The following is a 24,895-nucleotide window of genomic DNA, read 5'->3' as shown; positions in this document are numbered from 1 at the left end:
CGCCGCGGCCGGTGCCTTTCCACTCAGAAGTTCGCCCGGAACCCGATCGTGAACCGGCGACCGATGGCGTCGTAGGTTTCACGCTCGTAGAGGTAGTAGGGCGGATCACGGTCGAACAGATTGTCGACCGCCGCGAAGAAGCTGAAATTGTCCATCACGTCATAGTTGGCGCTGAGGTCGAAGTAATGGACGTCGCCGGTTTCGGGCACGGCGAGCAAGGGAATCGCCGCGCCCGAAGCCTTTGCTCCCGCGATTCGACCATCCTTCGCGGAACCGATGAAGCGGTGGCGGAGCGAAAGCTGCAGCTTGTCGACTTCCCAGGTCAGGCGCTGCGTGAAGCGCCACTTGGGGTTGGCCGTCGAACAGCTGCCGCCGCCGATGAAGCCGGCACAATTGACCGGGTTCGCAATCGGGCTGCCCTGCGTGATCGAATCGATCAGATAGGTGCCCGCCAGATAGTAGCTGAGGCTACCCGAACCCAGGCTGTGCCGGTAGTCGATACGATAGTCGATGCCCGACGCCTTCATGTTGGCGATGTTCGCGTTGAGCAGCGCAACGTCATAGAGCTGACCGTCGGGGGTCCGCTTGCTGAGCGGCTGACAGAAGATGTTGCTCATCGACATGTTGGCATTGCACGCGTTGATCACCGACTGCAGGCCGCCGCCGAACGATCCGATCGCGTCCTTGATGCGGATATTGTAATAATCCACCGTCAACTGAAGGTTCGGGACGAAGTCGGGACGAACCACCGCGCCGACCGACCAAGTGTCCGAGGTTTCTTCCTGAAGGTTCGGATTGCCGCCGGTGATCGCGCGGATCTGCTGGTTTTCCTGCTGGAACACGTCGATGACGGCCCCCGGAACGCCCAGCGAGTTGACGCAGAAGTCGCGCTCCGCCGCCGTGCGCTCGGGCGTCGCGTTGCAGAAGTCGACCGCCTGCGGCGCCGTGTTCGTCGCACCCGAATAGAGTTCGACGACGTTCGGCGCACGCACCGCGCGCTGATAGAGGCCGCGCAGCTTCAGGCCGCGGAACGGCGAATATTCACCGCCCAGCTTGTACGACCAGACCCCGCCCGCGGTCGAATAGTCGGAGTAGCGCAGGCCGCCCTCGAACGCGAGCAGCTGGATCCCCGGCATGTCGGCGAGGATCGGCACATAGAGCTCGCCATAGAGTTCGGAGACGTCGAACGATCCCGCGGTCGGGCTGAGCCCCGCCGCACGCGACAGCGCCTTGCCCTGCACATAGAGCTGATCGGGATCGAAGGCGGAGCTTTCCTTGCGATATTCCGCGCCCAGCGCGATGCCGACGTCGCCGGCGGGCAGCGAGAAGAGCGACCCCGTCACGCTCGCGCCGGCCTGCTTCTGCCGGATCGTCGTGATGTTGGTGAGGTCGGTGTAGATATAGTTCATCATCTCCGGCGTCAGCGAATTGAGGCCGAAGGGATTGAGAACGACGCACTTCGGATCGGCGACCGCGCACTTGTAGGGATCGGTCGGATCGGTCAGGAAGCCGTTGGCGAAATTGTCGATGAGCACGCCGCCGCCCTGGACGTCGGTCACCTTGGTCTCGCCCTGGTTGTAGAAGACCTCCCACTTCAGCCGGTCGGTCAGATTGCCGCGCAGGCCGACGACGAAGCGATAGAAATCGCGCGTCTGGTCGCTGGTGCGCGACCCGCCATCGAGCAGACGCCGGTTGATGTTCACGGGAACCAGATTATCCCCGTCGGCATCCATGTTGGCGCTCAGGAAATCGCGCAGAGTCGGCGCGAGATAGGGATTGCGCAGGTCGAGCTGGAACCCGGGGATGAAGCCCGAGCTGCTCATCGGCACGGCGCCCAGCGTCGAGTTGATCTTGCTGTGGACGTACGACCCTTCCCAGAAGGCCGTGACATCGTCGGTCACGTCGTAATGACCGATGACCGACCCCTGCCAGCGCTGCATCGGCATCTGCAGATTGGTATAGGGACGGTCGTTGAACCCGTCGCTCGCGCGATAGGCGCGCCATCCCTCGGGCGCGAAGAAGATGCCCGCGGTGCCGATGGTGTTGCCATAGGGATCGGTGAGGCCGACCAGCTGCGGGCTGAAAATCGTGCCCTGCGGCGTCACGCCGTTGCCCGACGGGATCAGCACCGGCTTTCCGTCGACGATGGCGTCGGCCAGATAGACGACCGCATGATCGCGGGCCGCGCCCTTGACCATCGCACGATCGTAATAGCTGCCGTGGAAGACGATATTGCCGCGGCCGTCGGCGAAATTGCCGCCGACGGTCAGGTCGACGTTGTAGCGCTGCGCGTCACCCTCGTCGCTGATGCCGTAGGAGCCGCCGATCTCGAGTCCCTCGAAATCGTCCTTGGTGACGAAGTTGACGACGCCCGCCATCGCGTCCGAACCGTACACGGCCGAAGCGCCGCCGGTGACGACCTCGACCCGCGACACCAGCGAGGGCGGGATCATGTTGAGGTCGACGACGCCGTCCTGCGACGCGCCGACGATGCGGCGGCCGTTCTGGAGGACCAGCGTGCGCACGGCGCCGAGGTTGCGAAGGTTGACCGTCGCCGACCCGTTGCCGGAGTTGGACTGCGCGCCCGACCCCGAGACGGCCTGCGGCAGCGCGTTGAGGAGCTGCTCGCTCTCGACCGTCGCCGCCAGCTTGATCTCGCTCTCGCCGACCACGTTGACCGGGCTGTTCGAATCGACGTCGGGGCGCGGAATGCGCGACCCGGTGACGACGATGCCCGCGCTGTCGTCGGCGATGCCGTCATTTTCGGAAACCGGGGTCTGGGCCATGGCCGTCCCCATTACCGCCATCGACAGGAAGAGCGCCGATCCGCCCCGCAATCCCGCCCGAATGCCTGCAACCCGCTTCATATCCATGCTCCTAAACTCCCCGAACTGGAAACCCGTCTGTGACTTCCACGGTCGCCGGCATTGATTACCGCCATTCCCGTGAACAGTTGCGTGATTTTGAGCATAATGTGAAGCGACAGTCAATTCCGCGCCATAAAAAAATGTGAAAACTGTCACTTTTGAAGCAAGCAGCCTTCCCGGACGAGAGACCCTTTTCACTCTGCCGAAGGGTGAGAAGCAGATAATATGCTGATATATAAAGATGTATTGGAAAGATCGCTCTGTCCATGCCACGATCGCGGTCGCCCGCTGCCTGCTGCGGCGTCTGCAATTCGCCGGCCGCCGCCGATGCCGTCGCCCAGCAGAAAATGGTCTCTTGACCTCGCGCCACAAGCATTACATCATAACCAAATTCACGCGTTTTTAGAACTAAATTGAAACTGCCGGCCCGGTCACGGCAGATACACGGGAGGAGACGATCCATGCGCAAGGCATCCATCCTGGCCATCGCGGCGCTGCTGGCGGGCGCGAGCAGCCCGATCCCCGTAGCCGCGGCGGCCACCCAGCAGGCGGCGCCCGGTCCCGACGGCCCGCCCGACGGCCAGGGCAGCTACGACGATCTCGTCACGCTGTTCGCCGCCTTCACCGAATGGAAGACGCCCACAGCCGTGAACGGCGTGGTGGATTACAGCCCCGCCACCGTCGAGAAGCGCCGCGCCGAGCTGCGCGCCTTTCAGGCGAAGCTGCACGATTTCGGGGTCGCGCGCTGGGACCGCCACCGGCAGGTCGATTATCTGGCCGTCCGCGCGCAGATGGACCTGATGGACTTCACGCTCAACGTCACCAAGCCGTGGGCGCGCGATCCGGGCATGTATGTCGACGAGCTGCAGCGCCTCGCCTATACCGACCTGCCGCTGAAGGGCGACGCTCTGACGGCGTTCCGGGCGCGGCTGCGGACCATTCCCGCCTATCTGGCGCAGGCGCGGGTCAATCTCGATTCGGTCGCCGCCGATTATGCCGACCTGGCGATCCACAGCCTGTCGCATGGCGACGGCGTCGGTCACGGCATGCCCTATCGCGCGGTGGAGCCCGAGGGGCTGATCGGCTGGTTCGCCGACCTGCGCGGACGCGCCGCGACGCAGCAGCCCGCACTGGTGGGGGACATCGACGCGGCGCAAAAGGCGATCGCGGGCTTTCGCGACTGGCTCGTCGCATCGCGGCCGACGATGACCGCGCAGGCCGGCGTCGGCAAGCCCGCCTATGACTGGTTCCTGAAGAACGTCCGGCTGATGCCCTATGATTCGGACCAGATCGTCACGCTCGCCGAGCGCGAGCTCGAGCGGCACTGGGCGAACTACACGACCGAGCGGCACCGCAACCGCAATCTGCCCGAGCTGCAGTTGCCCGGATCGGCCGAGGAATATGAGGCTCAGCTCGCCGGGACCGACGCCAAGATCCGCAAATGGCTGCGCGACGAGGAGATCATCTCGATCCCCGACTATATTCCGGATAGCTATCAGGAGGTCGGCTTCAACGCCCCATGGATCGTCCGGCCGAACGGCCCGATGTTCTGGGAACAGGTGCAGTTCCGCGACGCCTCGCCCGACCATCTTCACGCCACCTTCCCGGGGCACCGGTTCGACGGCATGACGGGCAAACGCGTGACGCACCCGATCCGCCGCCTCGTCAGCGACAGCGGGCGGACCGAGGGGTGGGGCTTCTACCTCGAGGAAACCGCGCTCCAGCTCGGGTTGTTCGACGACCGGCCGCGGACGCGCGAGCTCATCTACATCTTTGGCCTGTTCCGCGCCGCGCGCACGATCGGCGACGTGAAGATGCAGCGCAACGAGATGAGCGTCGAGCAGACGATGAATTTCTGGAAGGAATGGACGCCCTATCTCGACGACAATGTCGCGCGCGTCGACGCGGGCATCTATATCCGCCGTCCCCCCGGCTATGGGATGACCTACACGATCGGGGCGATGCAGTTGCAGAAGCTGCTCGTCGACCGCAAGCGGCAGCTCGGCGACAAATTCTCGATCCGCGACTATCACGATTATCTGATGAACACCGGCCGCCTGCCGGTCTCGCTGCTGCGGTACGACCTCACCGGCCACGACGACGAGATTCGCCAGCTCTGGCGGCACGTCCCGCTGTCGACGCTGAGTGGCAGCGCACACTGACGGCCGCACCACCCGCGCAGCGGAGGGCGCAGCCGAAACCGCGCCCCCGGGGCGTGGTAATGGGGTACTGCGCGTCGCGCTGGTGACGAAGGGCATCGGCCGTGCCAAAGCGGGCCGATGGATATTCTTCTCGTTCCCGGCTTCATGCTCGACGCCGACCTGTGGAGCGATATGCGTCCCGGCCTTGCACGGCTCGGCCATATCGTCGATGCCGATACGACGCAGGACGGTTCGATCGAGGCGATGGCGGACCGCGCCGTTCGGTCGATGACCGAACCCACCCTGCTGGTCGGCTTTTCGATGGGTGGATATGTTGCCCGGCAGATCGCGTATCGGGCGCCGGAACGGGTCCTTGGCCTTGCGTTGATCGCGACATCGTCCCGCAGCAGCGCCCCGCGCGCGCCCGCGCAGCTGGGCCGGACGGGCTTTCGCGAACTCAGCCGCGGCGCGGTCAGCCGCTCCCTTCATCCGGCGCATCGCAGCGACGAACTGATCGCGCGCGTCCAGCAGATGAGCAGCCGCCTGGGCGGCGACGTCTTCGATCGCCAGTCCCGGCTCCGCCGCGACGACGACACCGCGCGCCTCGGCGAGATCAGGTGCCCAACGCTCGTCGTCGCCGCAGCCAATGACGAGCTGAGGTCCGTCGAGGAAAGCGTGACGCTGCACGAGCATATCCCGCAATCGACGATGACGATCATCGATCGGACCGGCCATCTGATACCTCTGGAACGGCCGGCGCGGCTCATGGCGGCGCTCGAGGCGGCGTTCCGGCACCTCGCGAATGGTTGAACCGCAGCGCTTGGGGATCGCTGACCGGCAAAGGGGATCGGCTCGACACGAACAGGCGCACGGTCGATACGCGCCAGCGCGTCGACGCCACCATCGGTCCGGCCCAGCCAGGCGAGGTCGCGCGAATATTCGAAGTCGCGACAGAACCCACGGCAGGGGGATCGACGGCCAAGAGAATGTGGCGCGCCCGGCAGGATTCGAACCTGCGACCACCCGCTTAGAAGGCGGGTGCTCTATCCAGCTGAGCTACGGGCGCGCGGCGCGGTCGGCGCCCGCTGGCGCATAGCGTGGTTTGCGCATCGCGCAAAGCAGGTTAAGCAGCAACGCCATGCCCGACTCCCCCGTCGCCCCTTCGGCCGCTTCGGCCCGGCCCGCCCAGGTCAGCGCCGCCAGCGTCCGGCACTTCCGCTATTACGACCTGGTGATGGCGGCCTTCGTCGCCATCCTGCTGCTGTCGAACATCATCGGCGCCTCGAAACCCAGCTACATCCCGATGCCCGACGGCAGCCAGTGGGCGTTCGGCGCCGGCGTCCTCTTCTTTCCGATCAGCTACATCATCGGCGACGTGCTGACCGAGGTCTATGGCTATGCACGCGCGCGGCGGGTGATCTGGACGGGCTTCGCCGCGCTCGCCTTCATGGCCTTCATGGCGTGGGTCGTCGTCGCGCTGCCCCCCGCCGACGGCTGGCCCGGCCAGGCGAGCTACGAATTCGTCTTCGGCAACAGCTGGCGCATCGTCATCGCCTCGATGACCGCCTTCTGGGCCGGCGAATTCGCCAACTCCTATGTTCTCGCGCGGATGAAGCTGTGGACCGGCGGGCGCTTCCTGTGGATGCGCACCATCGGGTCGACGATCGTCGGCCAGGGTCTCGACAGCCTGATTTTCTACCCGCTCGCCTTTTACGGGCTTGCCGGATGGCCGCCCGACCAGTTGATGCAGGTCGTGCTGTCGCAATGGCTGATCAAGACGGGCTGGGAAGCCGCGCTGACCCCCCTCACCTATTGGGTGGTCGGAACGCTGAAGCGCCGCGAGGGCGTCGACGTCTTCGACGAAGGCACCGATTTCAATCCCTTCGGCGCCAGAGGCTGAACCGGCATGACGCTGATCGAACTGGCCTCGCTGTTCGAGGCGCGGAAGGTCTCGGTCATCGAGGCGACCGGGCTCGACAAGGATGCGCTGCACATCTATTTCGGCCTCGCGCTCTTCCTGCTCGTCCGGCTGATCTGGCGCTGGCGCGGCGGCTGGTTCGTCGCCTGGCTGGCGGTGCTCGCGATGGCGTGCGGCGGCGAATGGCTCGACATGACGGTCGAGGCGAGCGACGCCGCGGTCCAGCCCGACGCGGCGCACTGGCACGACATCTGGAACACGATGTTCTGGCCGACGATCCTGCTGCTCGTCGGGCGCTGGCTGCACCCGCCACGCGGCGATGCGCCCGAAGCGCTCGATCCGGTTGCCTCAGGCGAGGACGCCGAGCGCGGCCTCGAACAGCCTTAGGCCGTCGGTGCCGCCGTGCGCGGGGTCGATCGCGCGCTCGGGGTGCGGCATCATGCCCAGCACATTGCCGGCATCGTTGAGCACCCCGGCGATCCGCCGCGCCGATCCGTTGACCGCATCGGCATAGCGGAAGGCGACGCGCCCCTCGCCCTCGAGCCGGTCGAGCGTCGCATCGTCGGCGAAATAATTGCCGTCGTGGTGCGCCACCGGGATCGTGATCGTCTCGCCCGCGCGATAGCCGGCGGTGAACAGCGACTGGCTGTTCTCGACGGTCAGCCGCACGCTGCGGCAGACGAAATTCAGTCCCGCGTTGCGCATCAGCGCGCCGGGCAGCAACTGTGCCTCGGTCAGCACCTGGAAGCCGTTGCAGACGCCCAGCACCGGAACGCCGCGCCCCGCGGCCTCGGCGACGGCGCGCAGGATCGGCGAGCGCGCCGCCATCGCGCCCGACCGCAGATAGTCGCCATAGGAAAAGCCGCCCGGTAGCGCGATGAAATCGGTGCCCGCGGGCAGTTCGCTCTCGCGGTGCCAGACCATCGCCGGCGCGCGGCCGGTCACGGTTTCGAGCGCGACCGCCATGTCGCGGTCGCAGTTGGAGCCCGGAAAGACGATGACGGCGGTCTTCATGGGCGTGGCTCCTTCGATATCGGCCGGTCAGGCGCGGGTGATGCGGTAGTTTTCGATCACGGTATTGGCGAGCAGCTTCGCGCACATCGCGTCGAGGTCGGCGTCGGTCACGTCGTCGGCGACGTCGAGTTCGATGAAGCGGCCGGCGCGAACGTCCTCGACGCCCGCAAAGCCCAGCCCTTCGAGCGCGTGGTGGATCGCCTTGCCCTGCGGGTCGAGCACCCCGGGCTTGAGCGTCACATGAACCTGGACTTTCATGGCGGCGGACCTTTGCGAAGCAGCGTGGGAGAAGGACCGCGCCTATGCCCGCGAATCGCCGCGCGGGCAAGGGGCGGCGAAAGAGGGCGGCGAGCGAAAGAACCGCGGCGCGCCACGAACCGGGATTGCGAACCAGTCGCATCTTTGCTGTTGCGAATCCTTCGCACTATCTCTAGAGGGAGAGTTGTTGAGAGGGATTCGCACATGGTCGTCTGTGTCTGCAACGCAATAAGGGAACGCGAACTGCGCGATGTGGCGCGGAGCGGCGAGTTGCGCAGCGCCAAGGCCGCCTATGCGCAATTGGGTCGCAAACCCAAGTGCGGCCAGTGCCTGTCATTCGCTCGCAATATCATCAGCGACGCTGCGGCGACTGCCTGATTTTCCTTGGATTTCCGTCCTTTTTAGCCTTGGCCTGACCGGGTCCGGGCGGCTATGATGCCGCCCGCCATCCCACCCGGACAATGACAGGACAAGAAAATGAAGGGCGACGAAAAGGTCATCGATTTCCTCAACGAGGCGCTCAAGAACGAGCTGACCGCGATCAACCAATATTGGCTGCACTATCGCATGCTCGACAATTGGGGCGTCGCGCGGCTCGCGCATTTCGAGCGCGAGGAATCGATCGACGAAATGAAACACGCCGACAAGCTGGCCGACCGCATCCTCTTCCTCGGCGGCCTGCCCAACTTCCAGATGCTCGGCCGGCTGCGCGTCGGCGAAACGGTCGAGGAGATACTGAGGGCCGACCTCGCGCTCGAGGAGGAGGCGATCCCGCTACTCAAGGACGCGATCGCCCATGCCGAGGGCGTGCGCGACTATGTCAGCCGCGACCTGTTCGCCGACATCCTCGAAAGCGAGGAGCATCATGTCGACGAACTCGAGAAGCAGTTCGAGATGATCGAGCGGATGGGGATGGAAAATTACGTCCAACTCCAGTCGAAGCCCGCCGGCGACGATTGACGCATCCCGCAAGGAGGCGCCGCGAAGGCGCCTCCGGCACGGATTTCCGCGAGAATCGGAGGCACCTTCATGGTGCCTCTTTTTTTGCTTGTATTTGCGATTAATTCTCAATAGCACGGTGAGGCAGTCACCTCCTGCCGGCTGCTGCGAAAGCGGCAGCCGGCACCTTTTTCGGACCCGGCGGGAGGACTGCAAGGCGACCGGGCCGCGACGGGAGGCACCATGGAAAGCAGCACGCTGGTTCGCCGGCTTACCGCGCAACCGCTGGTCCGCGACCTGCCCGTCGACGCCGCGCAGGCCGTGCTCGCGCTGCGCTATTGCATTCTCTGCCGCCGCAGCGAGCGCGATCCGATGCCCGAACTCGAACGGCGCTGGGGCAATGTGCTCGCCGCGCGGCGTTACCGGCTGGTGGTCGAGGCGATTGGCCAGATCTGGCCCGATCCCTTCGCGGTTGCCCCGCCCTGCTGCCCGCGCGTCAGCTTCGACGAGGCGCTGCTCGCGACGATGATCGGCGCCGTGGCGCGCGGCAACCGCGCGCAGTTCGACTGGCTGAGCGGCGAGATGCTCGGCGGCGACGCCCGCGAAATGCTGTTCGTCGCACTCGGCAATTTCCTGCGCGCCAGAGCGCCGGGAAGCGTCGGGGGAGGCTGAATCGAACTCCCACGCTTGCGAGCGGGACAGCAAGAGTTGCGAACCTTGCTCGCTACCCGCGGCGGGGTGGGCAGACGCAGGGGCGTATATATCCTTCACACACGTAAGGGCCTGTTCCCCGGCGAAAGCCGGGGTCCAGATGGCATTGCGTTGCCCCGCGTGGACCCCGGCTTTCGCCGGGGAACAGCTACTTGTCGAAAGGGGATGCCAACCGACGCAAGGCCGCCGGCCCTCCCCCCCACCCCTCCCGCAAGCGGGAAGGGAGGCGATCGGCGCCCGATTCGAACCAGTCCCCCGATCAGGACCCCGCCTTGTCGCTCACCGCCCGGATCACCAGCGCCTTGTCGTCGACCAGATAACGCCGCGCGAGCGCCTGCAGATCGACGGGGGTCGCGGCCTCGACTTCCGCGATTCCGTTGCGGCTACGGTCGAGGCGGTCGGCGCGGCTCGTCGCCTCGGCGACATAGGCGAGCCAATAGCTGTTCTCGCGTCGCGCCCTGGTCATCGCCTCGACCAGCGGACGGCGCGCGCGGTCGAGCATGTCGGCGTCGACCGGCTTGTCGCGCAGCGCCTTCGCAATGGCGAAGATCGCGGCGCGCGTCGTCGCGAGATCCTTGAAATCAACATTGCCGGCCGCGACCAGATAGCCGAATCCCGGATATTCGTCCGACAGGCTGGCGCCGGCCCCCGGGCTATAGGTCTCGCCCAGCCGCTCGCGAAGCTCCTCGACCAGTTCGAGCTGCATCACGCGCGCGAGCAGGTTGAGCCGCATCGCCTCGGCCAGGTCGCTGTCGTCGCGGGCGGGCCAATAGACGCGCAGCTCGGCCTGCTCGGCGGGGCCCTTGTGGATCAGCGTGCGTTCGCTGCGGTCGGTGGCGAAATGCCGCACCCGCGCCGTGGTGCGCGGATCGAAGGCGGCGCGGCGGTCGGGCAGCGCGCCGAAGGTCGCCGCGATCGCGTCGATCGCCGCCTGTTCGTCGATGTCGCCGACGACGCCGATCTCGATCGCGCCGTGGGCCAGGCTGTCGGCGATCGCGGGTTCGAGCTGCGACCAGTCGAGCCTCATCAGCCGGTCGAGCGGCGGCGTCTGCGCACGCGGATCGTCGTCGGCGACGATGCCCGCGGCGTCGCGCGCGATCACCGCCGCGGCGGTCGCATCGTTCGCGGCATATTGCTGCGGCAGGTAGCGGCGGATCAGCGCGAGCCCGTCGGCGCGATAGCCGGGATGTGTCACGAAAGCCGCCATCAGCTTCGCCTGCAGCGCGAAATCCTCCGCCGAGGTCAGTGCGCTGCCGCCAAAAGCGTCGGTGCCACTGCCGAAGCTGGGGCTGACCGTCCGGCCGGCGAGGATGCTGCGCAGTTCGTCGAGGCTGTGCGCGGCGAGCCCGCCGAGCGAGAGCGACCCGGCAAGCGCCACCTTCGTCGGGTCGTCGCGCGTCGCGAGCAGGTCGCCGCCGTCGACGCGCACCGACAGATAGACGCGATCCTTCTGGAAATCGGTCCGCTTGATGTTCAGCATCACATGGTTGGCGAAGCGGACGCGGCGGATGCCGAGATCCTCGACGCGGTCGTCGGCGACCACCGTCCCCGGCGTGCCGAAATGCTGATAGGCGAAGGCGGCGGTCGCCGCCTCGGCCGGCGGGGCCACCGCGACCTGCTGCGAGGCGCGCAGTTCGGCGAGGATCGCATCGGTTCCCCCCTCGATCGCCGTCTTCGACGTCACGCGCGCGAGCGGCGCGCTCATCCCCGCGACGCGCCCCCGGAAGGCGTCGGCGACCGCCGCGGCCGACAGCGTCGGTGCGACCTGTTCGAACAAGGCCTGCGAGGTTTCGGGGCGGACGAAGACGAAATCGCCCTTCGCCGCCTTGATCAGCGTGTCGGCGAGCGTAGCGCTGCGCCGCGTGTCGACGCCGGCCACCGCGTTGCGCAGCGCAGTGCGGCGAATCGCGACCTGTTCGTCGACCTCGGCCTGAGTGAAGCCGTGCTCGACCGCGCGGCGATATTCCTGTTCGAGGATGGCGAGCGCCTCGCGCCACGCGCCTTCCTTCGCGACCGCGCTCAGCGTGATCTGGTCGAAGACCTTCCAGCCCGCTGCCTCGCTGAACGAGCCGCCGACGATCGGCGAATCCTCACGCAGCGCGATCTTCGACAGCCGGCGGCCGACGATCGCCTCGCCCACCGATTCGGCGAGCGAGCGGGCACGCTTCGCCCGCGTATCGGCCTCTTCGACCCACGGCTTGAACATCGCCAGCGTCACGGTATCGGCGACCGCCGGGTCGACGAAATCGTCGGCGGCGGACGGCCGCGCATAGTCGATCGTGCCGATATCGGGATCGGGCCCGGCGGGGCCGCGCCCCGCCCAGTCCGAAAAGCGCGCCTCGATCTTCGCCGCGACTGCCGCCGGGTCGAAATCGCCGACCATCACCAGCGTCGCGCGCTCGGGCCGGTAATAGCGGTCGTAGAGGTCGCGGATGCGCGCCGCGGTGGCGGTGCGGATCACCGCCTCGGTTCCGATCGGGAAGCGGTCGGCGATCGTCATGCCCGGCGCGAGGAAGGCGAAATGATCGAGCGTGTTGCGCCGCTGGTAATTGTCGCCGGCGCGCCGTTCGGACTGGATGACGCCGCGTTCGCGGTCGACCGCCGCCGGGTCGATCGTCAGTTCGCTCGCCGTCTCGCGCATCAGCATCAGCCCGGTGTCGATCAGATCGTCCGAGGCGCCCGGCAGGTCGAGCTTGTAGATCGTCTCGTCGAACCCGGTCGAGGCGTTGGTATCGGCGCCGAACGCCAGCCCCTTGCGCTCGAGCAGCTTGACCATCTCTCCCTCGGGCACATGGGTCGATCCGTTGAACGCCATATGCTCGAGGAAATGGGCGAGCCCGCGCTGGTCGTCGGCCTCGGCGAAGCTGCCGACGTCGAAGCGCAGGCGCATCACGACGCTGTCCTTCGGCGTCGTGTTGCGCAGCAGCGCATATTTCATCCCGTTCGGCAGCACGCCAAAGACAATGTTCGGATCGACCGCTATGTCGCTCGCCGCGAAATTCCACGCGCGCGCTGCGTCGGTGTGCGGATTGACGGCGGCGGAGGCGGCGGGCGGCGCGCCATCGGCGCGCGCGAAAGTCGGCGGCGCGAGAGCGACAAGCAGGAGAAGGGGCGACAGCGCGGCCGAAGCGCGCCGGATCAGGCGAAGCGTCATGCGTCCGTTCTGGCCGCGATTTCCCGCCCGTCAAGCCGCGGAAGCGCCGGCCGCGCGATCCTTCGACGAACGGCGTCCGCCGCCCGCCGCGAACCGCGGACTATCCCTTTTTCTTGCGATGGCTTTCCAGGTCGAGCACCGCGGTATCTCCGCCCTCGGGCATCAGCCCCAGCCGCCGCGCGACCTCCTGATACGCCTCGACCTCGCCGCCGAGGTCGCGGCGGAAGCGGTCCTTGTCGAGCTTCTCGTTCGTCGTCATGTCCCACAGGCGACAGCCATCGGGGCTGATCTCGTCGGCCAGGATGATGCGGCTGTAGTCGCCGTCCCACAGGCGCCCGAACTCCAGCTTGAAGTCGATCAGGCGGATGCCGACCGCCGCGAACATGCCGCTCATGAAATCATTGATGCGGATCGCCAGGTCCTGGATGTCGTGCAGTTCGTCCTGGCTGCACCAGTTGAAGCAGGCGATATGCTCCTCCGCGACCAGCGGATCGCCGAGCGCGTCGTCCTTGAAGCAATATTCGATCAGCGTGCGGGGAAGCTGCGTCCCCTCCTCGATCCCCAGCCGCTTCGACAGCGAACCCGCAGCGACGTTGCGCACGACGACCTCGATCGGCACGATCTCGACCTGGCGGATCAGCTGTTCGCGCATGTTGAGCCGGCGGATGAAGTGATGCGGCACGCCGATATTGCCGAGCAGCGTGAAGACATGCTCCGAAATCCGGTTGTTGAGCACGCCCTTGCCGTTGATCGTCCCGCGCTTCTGCGCGTTGAAAGCGGTCGCGTCGTCCTTGAAATACTGGATCAGCGTGCCCGGTTCGGGGCCTTCGTAGAGGATCTTCGCTTTGCCTTCGTAGATCTGGCGGCGACGGGCCATGGCGCAAACACTTTCTGCCGGAACCAAAAGAATGACCCCGGCGACAAGCGACTCAGGCGAGGCGCGGCGCCGGGGCGACGAGGCGGCCTATAGCGGCAAAGTCGCGGCGCGTCATCCCTCGCGTCGCCGGGGCGGAAAGGTAGAAAGATGCGTGCCTCGCGCCCGTCACCCCGAACGCATCAGGTCCGTATGCCGCTCAGGCAGGCCCGACCTGCTCCCCGGCGAAAGCCGGGGTCCACGCGGGGCAGCGCCGCACCATCTGGACCCCGGCTTTCGCCGGGGAACGGTTCCTTGTCGAAGAAAAGGATGAGCCCGGTCCCGAACCGGCCGCGCAGGCAGGCTGCACGGGTTTACGCTTACGTCCACGTCAACTAGCGCTTGCCTTCACCCGTCCCGCTTGCAACCATGTCCCGAGCCCCAAGGAGAGTGATATGAGCTTCGACCAGATTCGCCTCGACAAGCAGGACGGCATCGCGCTGCTGACGCTGCACCGGCCCGACCGGATGAACGCCTTCACCACCCAGATGATGCTGGAGATCGTCGCCGCGCTCGACGAGTGCGACGCCGACGACGCGGTGCGCGCGGTGATCTTCACCGGGTCGGGCGACCGCGCCTATTGCGCGGGGGCCGACCTTGGCCAGGGGGCCGCGACCTTCGATTACGACAAGCGCACCGACAAGGCGGCGACGCTGCCCGACGGGGTAGCGGCAAGCCCGGTCGCCGAAGACGGCACGATCGATTGGTCGCACCCGCTGATCCGCGATTCGGGCGGGCGCGTGTCGATGCGCATCTTCGACAGCAGGAAGCCGGTGCTCGGCGCGATCAACGGCGCCGCGGTCGGCATCGGCGCGACGATGACGCTGGCGATGGATGCGCGCCTCGCCAGCGAGACGGCGCGCTACGGCTTCGTCTTCGCGCGGCGCGGCATCGTCCCCGAAGCCGCGTCGAGCTGGTTCCTGCCGCGCCTCGTCGGCATCCAGACCGCGGTCGACTGGTGCTTTTCGGGGCGGCTGATCGGTGCCGCGGAGGCGCGGGAAAAAGGGCTGGTCCAGTCGGTCCACGCGCCCGGCGACCTGATCGACGCCGCGATCGCCAAGGCGCGCGAGATGACCGCCGACAGTGCGCCGGTGTCGGTCGCGCTGACCCGCCATATGCTGTGGCGCATGCTCGGCGCGCCGCATCCGATGAGCGCGCACCGCTGGGACAGCCGCGCCATCTTCGCGCGCGGCCGCAGCCCCGACGCGGCCGAAGGCGTGACCAGCTTCCTCGAAAAGCGCCCGCCGAACTTCACCGCCAGCGTCGCGAACGACTATCCGTGGTTCGCCGAGTTCGAGGACGCGCCGCCGTATAGCTAGACGCGGTTGGAAGGCCTCGTCATTGCCGCGCGGCTTCGCCGCTCGCAATGACGAACCGGTCAATCCAGAGCCATCGAAGTCAGGGCCTTGCCCACCGGTCGACTATCACCCCCGCGGTTTCTTCGCCGCATTGGCGGCCACGGCCTCGCGCACCAGCGCCCTGAACGCCGCCGCGTCGATCGAATCGCCCTCGAACAGGTCGATCGCGCGGCGCGTGTTGCCGTCGAGGCTGGCGTTGAACAGCCGCGCCGGATCGTCGAGCGATGCCCCCTTCGCGAAGGTCAGCTTGACCTTGTCCTTATAGACTTCACCGGTGCACAGGATGCCGCCGCGCTCCCAGACCGGTACCCCGAGCGGGTTCGACGGCTTGCGCCATTTCACCGTTTCGACCACCTCGGGCTCTGCTTCGGCGATCAGGGCGCGCATGCGCGCCAGCGCCGCGCCAGCCGCCGAGGGCGGCGATCCGGGCGTCGATCAGGTCCGACGCGCTGCTGTCCTCATTCTCCATGCCCCGATCCTAGCCCATCAGCCCGAGCGCGAGCAGCAGTAAAATGAAGTTGATTGCCGCGAACAAGCTGAAGAAGAGCAGCAGCGCCGTGCGCAGGAGCGCACCGGCGGTCGGCAGGCGATAGGCGCCGCGAAGCTGCCGGTACATGTGGAAGGGCAGATAGAGCATCGCGCCGAGCGTCGCGACCTCGCCGATCAGCGTCAGGTTGAGCAGCCGCACGACGACGAACAGCAGCAGCACGAAGCTGATCGAATAGGTCACGAAGACGAAATGATCGTACATGTGGAAGCGGCGGCTGAACGGGAACAGCGTCCACATGAAGGGCAGCGACAGCGGGATCAGCGCCCAGGCGAACTTGTAAGCATTGGCCTGCAATTTGTAGAAGAGCAGTCCAGGGTTCGCGATCGCCTTATCCAGGCCGTGATCGATGGCGGGAATCCCGGTATCGGCCTTCGTGCGCGTCGCGAAACTGGCGCTGGTCGCGACCTGCTGCACCGGATCGGCGAGGACGGGCGGGCCGGCCGCGCGCTCCTCGCGGGTCAGGCTGCGCGCCACGCCCAGATAGTCGGCGCTTTTCTGGAGCGTGTCGCGTTCGCTCTCCAACTTCCGCCGTTCGGCGGCGGGCAAGCTCTTGTCCGTGAGGCGCGTCTCGACCCGTTCGACCTCGTCCTGCAGGCTCGAACGGATCGCGTTGGAGCGCGTCTGTTCGGCGGCCGCGCGCGCGATCTCTTCGCCGACGCCGCCGCCCGCGCCGACCATCGACAGCACCGCATAGGTCAGGAAGACCGCGAACAGGAACAGCGCGAGCGGCGAGATGAAGCGCGCGCGCTCGCCGTGGATATAGCGGCGCGTCAGGTCGCCCGGCCGCCAGGCGAGCAAAGGCAGCGTATTCCACAGCTTGCCCTCGAAATGAAAGATGGCGTGGACGAGGTCGTGCCCGATCGCGCCGAAGCTGCGGTGGACGTCGGCCTTCTGCCCGCAGCGATGGCAATGCGACCCGACGAGCGTCGTGCCGCAATTGAGGCAGCGCGTGCCTTCGTGACCGCCGCCTGCGCCGCCGTGCCGCGGCTCGATCGCGCGGCTCGCCAGCCCCGCCGTCACCGCCGCCCCGATGCCTTCGATATCCCCGCTCATCGCGCCTTCGTAGCAGCGCAGGCGGGCGGCGCAACGGGGCTTTCGCCGCCGCGCCAAAGCGTGATAGGAGCCGCGCGATGACCGCCGAAGCCCCGAAATCCCCGCCCTTTGCCGATGCCGACGCGCTGGTCGCCACCCTGGGCGCGCGCGCGCGCGCTGCGGCGAAGCGGCTCGCCGCCGCGACGACCGGCGCCAAGGCGGCCGCGCTGCGCGCCGCCGCGCGGCAATTGCGCGCGCAGGCCCCCGCGATCCTCGACGCCAATGCGCGCGACATGGCGGCGGGCACGGCGGGCGGTCTCGGCCCGGCGATGCTCGACCGGCTGCGGCTCGACGCCGCGCGGCTCGGCGGAATCGCCGACGCGGTCGAGGCGGTGGCCGCGCTGCCCGACCCGGTCGGCGCCGAGATCGACCGCGCCGAGCGGCCCAACGGGCTGGTGCTCAGCCGGGTGCGCGTGCCGCTGGGGGTCGTCGGCATCATCTATGAAAGCCGCCCCAACGTCACCGCCGACGCCGCCGCGCTCGGCCTGATGGCGGGCAATGCCGTGATCCTGCGCGGGGGCAGCGAGGCGGCGCATTCGAACCGCGCAATTCATGCGGCGCTCGCCGCCGGCCTCGCCGAAAGCGGCCTGCCCGAAGACGCAGTGCAGCTCGTCCCGACGCAGGACCGTGCGGCGGTCGGCGCGCTGCTGCGCGCGCAGGGGCTGATCGACATCATCATCCCGCGCGGCGGCAAGGGACTCGTCGCCCGCGTGCAGGACGAGGCGCGCGTCCCCGTCCTCGCCCACCTCGACGGGATCAACCATCTCTACATCGACGCCGCCGCCGATCCGGCGCAGGCGGTCGAGCTGGCGGTCAACGCCAAGATGCGCCGCACCGGCATCTGCGGCGCGACCGAGACGATCCTGATCGACCGCGCCTATCCGGCGCCGCTCGCCATCGTCGACGCGCTGGTCCGCGCGGGCTGCGAGGTGCGCGGCGACGCCCGCATCGCGGCGCTGAGCCCCCATATCGCGCGCGCGGGGGACAGCGACTGGGACTGCGAATATCTCGACGCGATCGTCTCTATCGCGACGGTCGACGGCCTCGACGGCGCGCTCGCGCATATCGACGCGCATTCGAGCCATCACACCGACGCGATCGTCACCGAGGACGCGCCAACCGCCGAGCGCTTCCTGTCCGCAGTCGACAGCGCGATCGTCATGCACAATGCCTCGACCCAGTTCGCCGACGGCGGCGAATTCGGCCTTGGCGCCGAAATCGGCATCGCGACGGGGCGGCTCCACGCAAGGGGGCCGGTGGCGCTCGAAGGCCTCACCACCTATAAATGGCTGGTGCGGGGGACGGGACAGGTGCGGCCTTGATAAAGCGGCCGCATTCATTTTCCTGTTCTATCCTGCTGATCTTTGTCGTCGCGGTGACGCCCTTCTGCTGGCTAATTGGCAGAGACATGGTGAGTATATCGTTCACCAGTAACAAGAAGATGATAGAGGAACGAAAACGCCTGATTTTTGCGGGTCTTGTAGATGAAGTTCAACGCCATCGGGACCTTAAACATATACCGAGCCGAACCATGGCATCTACTGTTCTGAACTATTCTGCCTGTGAGACGATAATCGGCGGCAAAGTCAGAATTGACCATCAAACAACACGGAGCAAATCGGATCCGGTCTATCGAAATCCCGCAGAGGTTTTGGGATTTTTCCGATCCGTCGCGCCTGATCGGTTGGCGATGCGAGGCTATAAAATCAGCCAGACGTCAAGAGCATTGGGGCACTTCCAAGCATCCTTTCTTCGCGCCTGTATCGCTTCGACTCCTTTTCAGAATGCTTGCCTCGATCGTTATGAAGGGGCCGTTGCGAAGACGGGTTCAAGCTTTGAAGAAGCCCTCTTGGAACTGGGTTTCCTAAAAGCTGTCGACGGCCCGGCAGGCGCTTCGCCTCGCTATTGCTACAGCCTACCGATCGTTGAGACGGCGGGCGAACGCCCATGATCCGCACCGGCCTTCTCGGCGGCAGCTTCAATCCCGCGCACGGCGGACATCGCGCGATCAGCCTGAACGCTATCGACGCGCTCGGGCTCGACGACCTGTGGTGGCTGGTGTCGCCCGGCAATCCGCTGAAGGACGCGAAGGGCATGGCGCCGCTTCCGGCCCGCCTCGCCTCGGCGCAGCGCATGGCGCGGCGCTCGCCGATCCGCGCCACCGGACTCGAGGCCGAACTCGGCACGCGCTACACCGTCGACACGCTCCGAAAGCTCGTCCGCCGCTATCCGAACCGGCGCTTCATCTGGATCATGGGGGCCGACAATCTGGCCCAGTTGCCCCGCTGGCGCGACTGGCGCGACATCGCGCGACTGATGCCGATTGCGGTGATCGCGCGCCCGGGCTATAATGGCCGCACCCACGCCGCGCAGGCGATGGGCTGGCTGCGGCGCTTCGTCCGGCCCGCAGGCCAGAAGCTTCATTGGACGGACTGGAGACCGCCTGCCCTCGTGTTCCTGCGATTTTCGCCCGATGTGCGATCCGCAACTGCGATACGGCAGGCCGACCCCCGCTGGTTCGAACGTCATGAAGGCCGCGCCCCGCGCGACCCGATCACCCGTTCGCGCCTCGGGGTCTCCGAAAGGAAAGGAACCGCTTGATAGCCGCCAGCAAGGATGCCGCGCCCGGCGCCGCACCCGCTCCCCAGCCTTCGGGCGACAGCGTGGACGCGCTCCACGCCCTGATCCTCCACCAGCTCGAAGAGGACCAGGCCCAGGATACCATCTCCATCCCGCTTGCCGGCAAGAGCAGCATCGCCGACCATATGGTGATCGCCAGCGGCCGTTCGACGCGCCACGTCTCGGCGATCGCCGACAAGCTGGCGCAGCGCATCAAGCAGGAAGCGGGCCGCACCGTCCGCGTCGAGGGACTGCCCAACGCCGACTGGGTGCTGATCGACGCCGGCGACGTGATCGTCCACCTGTTCCGGCCGGAGGTGCGGAGCTTCTACAACCTCGAACGCATGTGGTCGTTCGGCGACGCCCCGCCCGCCGCCGCCGCGAATTGACCCTTTTGTTCCGTTCGGCCTAAAGTCCGAACGGGGACGGCACCAGCCCGCTCCCCTCCCGGCCTCCCATGGGCCTTGATCGTCAGGGAGGCTGGGAGGGGAGCGGGTTGGTGCCGCTTTCACCGAAGGTGAACGATAACGCCATGCTGCTGCACATCATCGCGCGCGGGCGCATCGGGCGCGGGCCCGAGGCCGAACTGGTCGAGCGTTACATGAAGCGCCTGACCTGGCCGCACCGGATTTCGGAACTGCCAGACACCGGCGGCCGCATGCCCGCCGTCGCCGCGGGCAGCCGCACCGTGCTGCTCGACGAGGGCGGCGAACAGATGGCGTCGCTCGAATTCGCGCGGCTGCTCGAAACATGGCGCGACGGCGGGGTGCGCGAGGCGCGCTTCTGCCTCGGCGCCGCCGACGGCTTCACGCCCGCGGAGCGGCAGGGCGCCGACAGGGTAATCGCCTTCGGCCGCGCGACCTGGCCGCACCTGATGGCGCGCGCGATGCTCGCCGAGCAATTGTGGCGCGCGACCAGCATCGTCGCGGGCCACCCCTATCATCGCGAGGGCCGGCAATGAGGCGGACGATCGCGCTGGCCGCAGGCTGCGCCGCGATCGCGGGAGGCGCGCTGGCTCTTGCGCAGGGCGATGTCTTCGATCCGCAGGCGCTCGTCGCGCACGAACGGCAGCAGCTCGTGACCGCGAAGCAGCAATCGGCCGACGCGATGGCGCGCAGCAACGCGCTCGAGGCGCAGGCACGCGCCGCGCGGAGCGAGGCCGACCGCCTGAAGAAGCGCAGCGCGGCGCTCGCCGCGCGCATCCAGTCGGCAGAGGCCGACATCAGCGCCGGCGAAGCGCGCGTCGCGCTTGTCGGCCGCCGCCTCGCAGAGCGGCAGGCGCGCCTCGCCGAACAACAGCAGCCGCTGCTCGAACTGACCGCCACCTTGCAGCAGCTTTCGCGCCAGCCGCCGGTGAGCGTCCTCGCGCAGCCCGGATCGCTGACCGACATGGTCCACGCACGCGCGGTGCTCGACGCGGTGATGCCGGTGATCCGCCGCCGCACCGCCGGGGTGCGGCACGAACTGGCGGATCTTCAGACGACGCGGCGCCAGCAGCGCATCGCGCTCGACACGCTCTCCGAAAGCCGGGCGCAGCTCGCGACGCGCCGCGACGAACTGACGCGGCTCGAGAACGAGGGCCGGCTCCACGCGCGCGACCTGATGAGCAGCGCACGGCTGGAGGCCGACCGCGCGCTCGGGCTGGGCGAGAAGGCACGCGATATCGTCGAACTGATGGACGCGCTCGAAGCCGACGGGCTGGTGCGCGCCGAGCTGGCGCAGCTGGCCGGCCCCCTGCCGCGTCCGCGCGACCCGGCAAGCGCCGCTCCGGCCGCCGCACCGCCGCCTGCCAGCGATGCCTCGCTGAGCGACGGCGCTTATCGCCTGCCCGTCGTCGGCCGCATCGTCGCGGGGCTGGGCGAGGTCAATGACAGCGGCGTCCGCTCGCGCGGGCTGACCATCGCGGCGCAGCCCGGCGGACAGGTCGTCGCGCCCGCCGCGGGGCATGTCGGCTTCGCCGGCGACTACAAGGGCTATGGCAAGATCGTCATCATCGATCACGGCGGCGGCTGGACCTCGCTGATCACCGGGATGATCGCGCTGTCGGTCGGCGTCGGCGATACGCTGGGCGCCGGGGCGCCGGTCGGCCGCGCCGGGTCCGACGACGCCCGCATCACCGTGGAGCTGCGCCGCGCCGGGCGCCCGGTCGACATCGTCGCGATGATCGGGTGACCGCGCATCGCCTCCAGAAAGGCATAGGCGGATGGCGCCGCGGCCATTATAAGGCAAAGTCACGCCTGCGCGATTGAAAGACGACCATGACCGAATCGACCAAGCCTTCTCCCTCCCCCCGGCGCCGCTTCGCCCTGTGGCAGGGGGCGGCCGCGCTCAGCACGCTGGCGCTCGTCCCGCTCGCCACCGGCGCGATGGCGAGCGTCGACGCCTCGACGCAGGAAGAGATTGCCCGCTTCATGGACGTCTTCCTCGAAGTGAAATCCAACTATGTCGAGCCGGTCAGCGACGACAAGCTGATCGAGGGTGCGATCAACGGTATGCTTGCCAGCCTCGATCCGCACTCGGGCTATCTCGATGCGCGCGGCTTCTCCAACCTTCGCACCCAGACCGATGGCGAATATGGCGGCCTTGGTCTGTCGGTGACGATGGAGGACGGCGTGGTGAAGGTGATCGCGCCGACCGCCGACACGCCCGCCGCGCGTGCCGGGATCAAGGCCGGCGACTATATCACGCACATCAACAAGGAACTGATCTTCGGCCTGACGCTCGACGAGGCGGTCGAACAGATGCGCGGCCGCCCCGGCACCCAGATCGAGATCACCGTGGTGCGCGAGGGGCAGGACAAGCCGATGGAGCTGACGCTGACGCGCGAGATCATCGACCTGAAACCCGTGAAGTGGGAGGTGAAGGACGACGTCGGGGTGCTGACCGTCACCAACTTCTCGGCCGATGCGACCCGCGACCTCAAGGCGGCGATGCTCGCGGTCGAGAAATCGCTGGGCCGCAAGCCGCGCGGCTGGGTGCTCGACCTGCGCTCGAACCCCGGCGGGCTGCTCGACGAGGCGGTCGGGATCAGCGACATCTTCCTCGAACGCGGCGAGATCGTGTCGCAGCGCGGCCGCAAGAAGAGCGACATCGAACGCTATTTCGCCGAGCCGGGCGACCTCGCGCAGGGCGCGCCGGTGATCGTGCTGATCGACGCGGGCTCCGCCTCGGCGTCGGAGATCGTCGCGGGCGCGCTGCAGGACCAGCACCGCGCGCTCGTCATGGGCGAGCGCAGCTTCGGCAAGGGATCGGTGCAGACGGTGCTGCCGCTGACCGACACGACCGCGCTGCGCCTGACCACCGCGCGCTATTACACGCCGTCGGGGCGCAGCGTGCAGGAAGGCGGCATCGAGCCCGACATCCGCGTGCCGCAGCTTTCGGACCCCGATTACAAGAACCGCCCACGCTTCCGCGAAAGCGACCTGCGCCGCCACCTGATCAACGAGAAGAAGGTCGACGACGGTCTGCTCGAAAAGGACGAAAAGGATGATCCGCGCTTCGCCGCGACCGCCGAGGAGCTGAAGGCGAAGGGCATCGAGGATTATCAGCTCCACTATGCGCTGCAGACGATCGGCCGCATCGGCCCGGCGACGCCGCAGATGGCGCAGGGCAAGGCGCCCGCCGCCCGGCCGGCGCGGCGCAACTGATCCGAAATCGGGGGGCCAGCCATGCCGAACAACCGCTACGCCGCGCCGCTCCTCGCGCTGATCGCGCCGCTGCTCCTTTATGGCGGCGCGCTGGTGTCGCAATATGGCTTCGGCCTCCACCCGTGCGAGATGTGCTATTGGCAGCGCTGGCCGCACCAGGTGGCGATGGTGCTGGCGGCGCTCGCGCTGCTGCTGCGCCGCAGCGACGCCGCGATGCGCGCGCTGACGCTGCTTTCCGCCGTCGCCATCGCGGTCAGCGGCGCGATCGGCGTCTTCCACGCCGGGGTCGAATACGGCCTTTGGGAAGGGCTGACGACGTGCAGCACCGCGGCGACCGGCCCCGTCTCGCTCGACAGCATCCTGGCGGCGCCGATCACCCGCTGCGACGTGCCGCAATGGACGCTGTTCGGCGTCTCGCTCGCGGGGTTCAACGCGATCTTCTCCTTCGCCGCCGCGGCGCTCGTCTTGACCTTGCTGCGCCGCCGGCCCACATCGGCGGCATGATGAAGGCGGACCGAAAGACGGCGTCGATGATCCGGGTCGACCAGGCGGGCGAATATGGTGCGACGCGCATCTACGCCGGCCAGCTCGCGGTGATGGGCGACCGGCATCCGATGGCGCGCGAGATCGCGCATATGGCGGAGCAGGAGGAGCGGCACCGCGCCTTCTTCGACGGGCTGATCGCTCGCCGCGGCGTGCGACCGACCGCGCTTCAGCCGCTGTGGAACGTCGCGGGCTTCGCGCTCGGCGCCGCGACCGCCGCGCTGGGGCCGCGCGCGGCGATGGCCTGCACCGCGGCGGTGGAGACCGAGATCGACCGCCACTATCGCGACCAGATCGCCGAGCTGGGCGACAGCGACCCCGAACTGGGCGACGCGGTCGCCGAGTTCCGTGCCGAAGAGCTGGAGCACCGCGATGCCGCGCTCGCCGCGGGCGCCGAAAGCGCGCCGGGCTATCCGCTGCTCAGCTTCGCGATCCGTGCCGGCTGCCGCGCCGCCATCGCACTGGCGAAGCGCATCTGACGCGGTGCCCGGCGGTGGCGTTCAGGCCGCATGCAGGCTATCCATGGCAGTCCGTCCGGACAGATGAAGGAAAACCGATGACCCGCCTCCCCCTCTTCGCGCTGATCCTTGCCGCCGGCGCGGCCGCGGCGCCCGCGCAGGCGCAGGAAACCGTCGTCGACGGCGAAAAGATCAACCAGGTCATCGTCTATGGCGACGACAAGTGCGAGCAGAGCAGCCCCGACGAGATCGTCGTGTGCAGCCGCCTGCCCGAAACCGAGCGCTACCGCGTCCCGCAGATCTTCCGCGGCGGCAGCCCGCTCGACCCGCGCAACGAGGCGTGGGCGAACAAGGTGGTCGCGCTCGAACGCGTCGGCCGTTTCGGCACCGACAGCTGCTCGCCCACCGGCCTCGGCGGCTTCACCGGCTGCACCCAGCAGCTTGTCGCCGGCGCCAAGGCCGAGCGCCGCGCCGCCGACAAGACCGACTGGCAGACGATGATCGCCGACGAACGCGCCAAGCGCATCGCCGGCATCGACGCCGCGGCGGACGAGGTCGAGGCGGCGGTCGTCGCCGAGGAAAAGGCGCTCGAGGAACGCCAGCGCGCCGCCGAGGAGCTCGAACGCCAGGCCAGCGGCGTCGCGCCCGCGCCCGCAGCACCGACCCCGAACGATCCGAACGAAGAACCGCTGCCCTCGCCCGGACCGCGATAA

25 protein-coding genes and 1 tRNA gene are annotated in these 24,895 nt (G+C 67.7%); 18 read left to right on the top strand and 8 right to left on the bottom strand.

All coding sequences use genetic code 11. The features are described from left to right. Positions 1–23: 23 nt before the first annotated feature. A complete protein-coding gene (locus tag C3E99_RS00420; RefSeq protein WP_158682036.1) occupies positions 24–2,867 on the bottom strand; it encodes a TonB-dependent receptor domain-containing protein in 2,844 nt (947 codons plus the stop codon). Positions 2,868–3,328: 461 nt separating this feature from the next. Here C3E99_RS00420 and C3E99_RS00415 point away from each other — a divergent pair, with 461 nt between their 5' ends. Then, positions 3,329–5,029, top strand: coding sequence for a DUF885 family protein (locus tag C3E99_RS00415; protein WP_076073656.1), 1,701 nt, complete (start codon positions 3,329–3,331; stop codon positions 5,027–5,029). A 117-nt stretch (positions 5,030–5,146) separates the two neighbouring features. After that, entirely contained in the window at positions 5,147–5,818 is a 672-nt protein-coding gene (locus tag C3E99_RS00410) for an alpha/beta fold hydrolase (protein ID WP_076073654.1), read from the top strand. 179 nt (positions 5,819–5,997) lie between these two features. Here the strand turns inward: C3E99_RS00410 and C3E99_RS00405 are convergent. Continuing rightward, a tRNA-Arg gene (locus C3E99_RS00405) sits at positions 5,998–6,074 on the bottom strand. 72 nt (positions 6,075–6,146) lie between these two features. Between C3E99_RS00405 and C3E99_RS00400 the strand changes: the two genes are divergently transcribed. Further along, positions 6,147–6,908: a queuosine precursor transporter gene (locus tag C3E99_RS00400; RefSeq protein ID WP_076073651.1), complete on the top strand. Its 762-nt coding sequence runs from the start codon at positions 6,147–6,149 to the stop codon at positions 6,906–6,908. 6 nt (positions 6,909–6,914) lie between these two features. Continuing rightward, positions 6,915–7,313, top strand: a complete 399-nt coding sequence (locus tag C3E99_RS00395) for a hypothetical protein (protein ID WP_076073648.1) — start codon at positions 6,915–6,917, stop codon at positions 7,311–7,313. Here the strand turns inward: C3E99_RS00395 and purQ are convergent. Together purQ and purS are read right to left on the bottom strand one after the other, a co-directional pair. Beyond that, positions 7,275–7,940, bottom strand: a complete 666-nt coding sequence (gene purQ / locus C3E99_RS00390; protein ID WP_067105326.1) for a phosphoribosylformylglycinamidine synthase subunit PurQ — start codon at positions 7,938–7,940, stop codon at positions 7,275–7,277. The genes C3E99_RS00395 and purQ overlap by 39 nt on opposite strands. A 27-nt stretch (positions 7,941–7,967) precedes the next feature. Beyond that, entirely contained in the window at positions 7,968–8,198 is a 231-nt protein-coding gene (purS, locus tag C3E99_RS00385; protein WP_067105325.1) for a phosphoribosylformylglycinamidine synthase subunit PurS, read from the bottom strand. A 204-nt stretch (positions 8,199–8,402) separates the two neighbouring features. Between purS and C3E99_RS00380 the strand changes: the two genes are divergently transcribed. The 3 genes from C3E99_RS00380 to C3E99_RS00370 all read left to right on the top strand — a co-directional run bounded on the left by C3E99_RS00380 (position 8,403) and on the right by C3E99_RS00370 (position 9,809). Then, positions 8,403–8,576, top strand: a complete 174-nt coding sequence (locus C3E99_RS00380; RefSeq protein ID WP_067105324.1) for a (2Fe-2S)-binding protein — start codon at positions 8,403–8,405, stop codon at positions 8,574–8,576. 99 nt (positions 8,577–8,675) lie between these two features. Continuing rightward, positions 8,676–9,158, top strand: a complete 483-nt coding sequence (gene bfr, locus C3E99_RS00375; protein ID WP_067105323.1) for a bacterioferritin — start codon at positions 8,676–8,678, stop codon at positions 9,156–9,158. Positions 9,159–9,380: 222 nt separating this feature from the next. Then, on the top strand, positions 9,381–9,809 hold the full coding sequence (locus C3E99_RS00370) for an addiction module antidote protein (protein ID WP_067105322.1): 429 nt from the start codon (positions 9,381–9,383) through the stop codon (positions 9,807–9,809). 298 nt (positions 9,810–10,107) lie between these two features. On the opposite strand, the gene C3E99_RS00365 is transcribed toward C3E99_RS00370, so the two are convergent. Both C3E99_RS00365 and purC read right to left on the bottom strand, forming a co-directional pair. Beyond that, positions 10,108–13,002, bottom strand: coding sequence for a M16 family metallopeptidase (locus C3E99_RS00365; protein ID WP_104959282.1), 2,895 nt, complete (start codon positions 13,000–13,002; stop codon positions 10,108–10,110). Positions 13,003–13,102: 100 nt separating this feature from the next. Then, on the bottom strand, positions 13,103–13,879 hold the full coding sequence (purC, locus tag C3E99_RS00360) for a phosphoribosylaminoimidazolesuccinocarboxamide synthase (RefSeq protein WP_067105320.1): 777 nt from the start codon (positions 13,877–13,879) through the stop codon (positions 13,103–13,105). 431 nt (positions 13,880–14,310) lie between these two features. Here purC and C3E99_RS00355 point away from each other — a divergent pair, with 431 nt between their 5' ends. Continuing rightward, on the top strand, positions 14,311–15,234 hold the full coding sequence (locus C3E99_RS00355; protein WP_076073643.1) for a crotonase/enoyl-CoA hydratase family protein: 924 nt from the start codon (positions 14,311–14,313) through the stop codon (positions 15,232–15,234). Between the two features lie 105 nt (positions 15,235–15,339). Here C3E99_RS00355 and C3E99_RS00350 read toward each other — a convergent pair whose 3' ends face one another. Further along, entirely contained in the window at positions 15,340–15,660 is a 321-nt protein-coding gene (locus C3E99_RS00350; protein WP_156482931.1) for a DUF1801 domain-containing protein, read from the bottom strand. Positions 15,661–15,751: 91 nt separating this feature from the next. After that, complete coding sequence (locus C3E99_RS00345) at positions 15,752–16,876, bottom strand: DUF3667 domain-containing protein (protein ID WP_076073638.1); 1,125 nt, start codon at positions 16,874–16,876, stop codon at positions 15,752–15,754. A 77-nt stretch (positions 16,877–16,953) separates the two neighbouring features. Between C3E99_RS00345 and C3E99_RS00340 the strand changes: the two genes are divergently transcribed. The 10 genes from C3E99_RS00340 to C3E99_RS00300 all read left to right on the top strand — a co-directional run bounded on the left by C3E99_RS00340 (position 16,954) and on the right by C3E99_RS00300 (position 24,895). Continuing rightward, on the top strand, positions 16,954–18,237 hold the full coding sequence (locus C3E99_RS00340; protein WP_104959281.1) for a glutamate-5-semialdehyde dehydrogenase: 1,284 nt from the start codon (positions 16,954–16,956) through the stop codon (positions 18,235–18,237). Beyond that, positions 18,234–18,866 carry a hypothetical protein gene (locus C3E99_RS19570; RefSeq protein ID WP_158682035.1) on the top strand — a complete coding sequence of 211 codons (633 nt, stop codon included), beginning with the start codon at positions 18,234–18,236 and terminating at the stop codon, positions 18,864–18,866. Before C3E99_RS00340 ends, C3E99_RS19570 begins: the two co-directional genes overlap by 4 nt. Beyond that, positions 18,863–19,516, top strand: a complete 654-nt coding sequence (locus C3E99_RS00335; protein WP_076073633.1) for a nicotinate-nucleotide adenylyltransferase — start codon at positions 18,863–18,865, stop codon at positions 19,514–19,516. Before C3E99_RS19570 ends, C3E99_RS00335 begins: the two co-directional genes overlap by 4 nt. After that, complete coding sequence (gene rsfS / locus C3E99_RS00330; RefSeq protein WP_104959280.1) at positions 19,513–19,923, top strand: ribosome silencing factor; 411 nt, start codon at positions 19,513–19,515, stop codon at positions 19,921–19,923. Before C3E99_RS00335 ends, rsfS begins: the two co-directional genes overlap by 4 nt. A gap of 143 nt (positions 19,924–20,066) precedes the next feature. Beyond that, on the top strand, positions 20,067–20,495 hold the full coding sequence (locus C3E99_RS00325; RefSeq protein WP_076073630.1) for a 23S rRNA (pseudouridine(1915)-N(3))-methyltransferase RlmH: 429 nt from the start codon (positions 20,067–20,069) through the stop codon (positions 20,493–20,495). Next, the gene (locus C3E99_RS00320; protein WP_076073627.1) at positions 20,492–21,706 is read left to right on the top strand and encodes a murein hydrolase activator EnvC family protein; all 1,215 of its coding nucleotides are present in this window, start codon (positions 20,492–20,494) and stop codon (positions 21,704–21,706) included. The genes C3E99_RS00325 and C3E99_RS00320 overlap by 4 nt, the downstream gene beginning before the upstream one ends. An 86-nt stretch (positions 21,707–21,792) precedes the next feature. After that, on the top strand, positions 21,793–23,181 hold the full coding sequence (locus C3E99_RS00315; protein WP_067112776.1) for a S41 family peptidase: 1,389 nt from the start codon (positions 21,793–21,795) through the stop codon (positions 23,179–23,181). Positions 23,182–23,202: 21 nt separating this feature from the next. Then, positions 23,203–23,685 carry a disulfide bond formation protein B gene (locus C3E99_RS00310; RefSeq protein WP_067112779.1) on the top strand — a complete coding sequence of 161 codons (483 nt, stop codon included), beginning with the start codon at positions 23,203–23,205 and terminating at the stop codon, positions 23,683–23,685. Between the two features lie 26 nt (positions 23,686–23,711). Then, positions 23,712–24,203 carry a demethoxyubiquinone hydroxylase family protein gene (locus C3E99_RS00305; RefSeq protein WP_199775047.1) on the top strand — a complete coding sequence of 164 codons (492 nt, stop codon included), beginning with the start codon at positions 23,712–23,714 and terminating at the stop codon, positions 24,201–24,203. 77 nt (positions 24,204–24,280) lie between these two features. Continuing rightward, the gene (locus tag C3E99_RS00300) at positions 24,281–24,895 is read left to right on the top strand and encodes a hypothetical protein (protein WP_076073622.1); all 615 of its coding nucleotides are present in this window, start codon (positions 24,281–24,283) and stop codon (positions 24,893–24,895) included.

The organism is Sphingopyxis sp. MG (assembly GCF_002953155.1).
Taxonomy (GTDB): Bacteria; Pseudomonadota; Alphaproteobacteria; order Sphingomonadales; family Sphingomonadaceae; genus Sphingopyxis; species Sphingopyxis granuli.
This window is presented reverse-complemented; position numbering and strand designations above follow the sequence as displayed.

Excerpts from the sequence above, each read along its gene's own strand:
- purS (WP_067105325.1), bottom strand. The coding sequence starts at position 8,198 with ATGAAAGTCCAGGTTCATGTGACGCTCAAGCCCGGGGTGCTCGACCCG.
- C3E99_RS00400 (WP_076073651.1), top strand. The coding sequence starts at position 6,147 with ATGCCCGACTCCCCCGTCGCCCCTTCGGCCGCTTCGGCCCGGCCCGCC.
- C3E99_RS00310 (WP_067112779.1), top strand. The coding sequence starts at position 23,203 with ATGCCGAACAACCGCTACGCCGCGCCGCTCCTCGCGCTGATCGCGCCG.
- purQ (WP_067105326.1), bottom strand. The coding sequence starts at position 7,940 with ATGAAGACCGCCGTCATCGTCTTTCCGGGCTCCAACTGCGACCGCGAC.
- C3E99_RS00325 (WP_076073630.1), top strand. The coding sequence starts at position 20,067 with ATGCTGCTGCACATCATCGCGCGCGGGCGCATCGGGCGCGGGCCCGAG.
- C3E99_RS00340 (WP_104959281.1), top strand. The coding sequence starts at position 16,954 with ATGACCGCCGAAGCCCCGAAATCCCCGCCCTTTGCCGATGCCGACGCG.
- C3E99_RS00315 (WP_067112776.1), top strand. The coding sequence starts at position 21,793 with ATGACCGAATCGACCAAGCCTTCTCCCTCCCCCCGGCGCCGCTTCGCC.
- C3E99_RS00335 (WP_076073633.1), top strand. The coding sequence starts at position 18,863 with ATGATCCGCACCGGCCTTCTCGGCGGCAGCTTCAATCCCGCGCACGGC.
- C3E99_RS00370 (WP_067105322.1), top strand. The coding sequence starts at position 9,381 with ATGGAAAGCAGCACGCTGGTTCGCCGGCTTACCGCGCAACCGCTGGTC.
- C3E99_RS00410 (WP_076073654.1), top strand. The coding sequence starts at position 5,147 with ATGGATATTCTTCTCGTTCCCGGCTTCATGCTCGACGCCGACCTGTGG.
- C3E99_RS00365 (WP_104959282.1), bottom strand. The coding sequence starts at position 13,002 with ATGACGCTTCGCCTGATCCGGCGCGCTTCGGCCGCGCTGTCGCCCCTT.
- C3E99_RS00345 (WP_076073638.1), bottom strand. The coding sequence starts at position 16,876 with ATGAGCGGGGATATCGAAGGCATCGGGGCGGCGGTGACGGCGGGGCTG.
- purC (WP_067105320.1), bottom strand. The coding sequence starts at position 13,879 with ATGGCCCGTCGCCGCCAGATCTACGAAGGCAAAGCGAAGATCCTCTAC.
- C3E99_RS00355 (WP_076073643.1), top strand. The coding sequence starts at position 14,311 with ATGAGCTTCGACCAGATTCGCCTCGACAAGCAGGACGGCATCGCGCTG.
- C3E99_RS00420 (WP_158682036.1), bottom strand. The coding sequence starts at position 2,867 with ATGAAGCGGGTTGCAGGCATTCGGGCGGGATTGCGGGGCGGATCGGCG.
- C3E99_RS00350 (WP_156482931.1), bottom strand. The coding sequence starts at position 15,660 with ATGCGCGCCCTGATCGCCGAAGCAGAGCCCGAGGTGGTCGAAACGGTG.
- C3E99_RS00320 (WP_076073627.1), top strand. The coding sequence starts at position 20,492 with ATGAGGCGGACGATCGCGCTGGCCGCAGGCTGCGCCGCGATCGCGGGA.
- C3E99_RS00300 (WP_076073622.1), top strand. The coding sequence starts at position 24,281 with ATGACCCGCCTCCCCCTCTTCGCGCTGATCCTTGCCGCCGGCGCGGCC.
- bfr (WP_067105323.1), top strand. The coding sequence starts at position 8,676 with ATGAAGGGCGACGAAAAGGTCATCGATTTCCTCAACGAGGCGCTCAAG.
- C3E99_RS00415 (WP_076073656.1), top strand. The coding sequence starts at position 3,329 with ATGCGCAAGGCATCCATCCTGGCCATCGCGGCGCTGCTGGCGGGCGCG.
- C3E99_RS00380 (WP_067105324.1), top strand. The coding sequence starts at position 8,403 with ATGGTCGTCTGTGTCTGCAACGCAATAAGGGAACGCGAACTGCGCGAT.
- C3E99_RS00395 (WP_076073648.1), top strand. The coding sequence starts at position 6,915 with ATGACGCTGATCGAACTGGCCTCGCTGTTCGAGGCGCGGAAGGTCTCG.
- C3E99_RS00305 (WP_199775047.1), top strand. The coding sequence starts at position 23,712 with ATGATCCGGGTCGACCAGGCGGGCGAATATGGTGCGACGCGCATCTAC.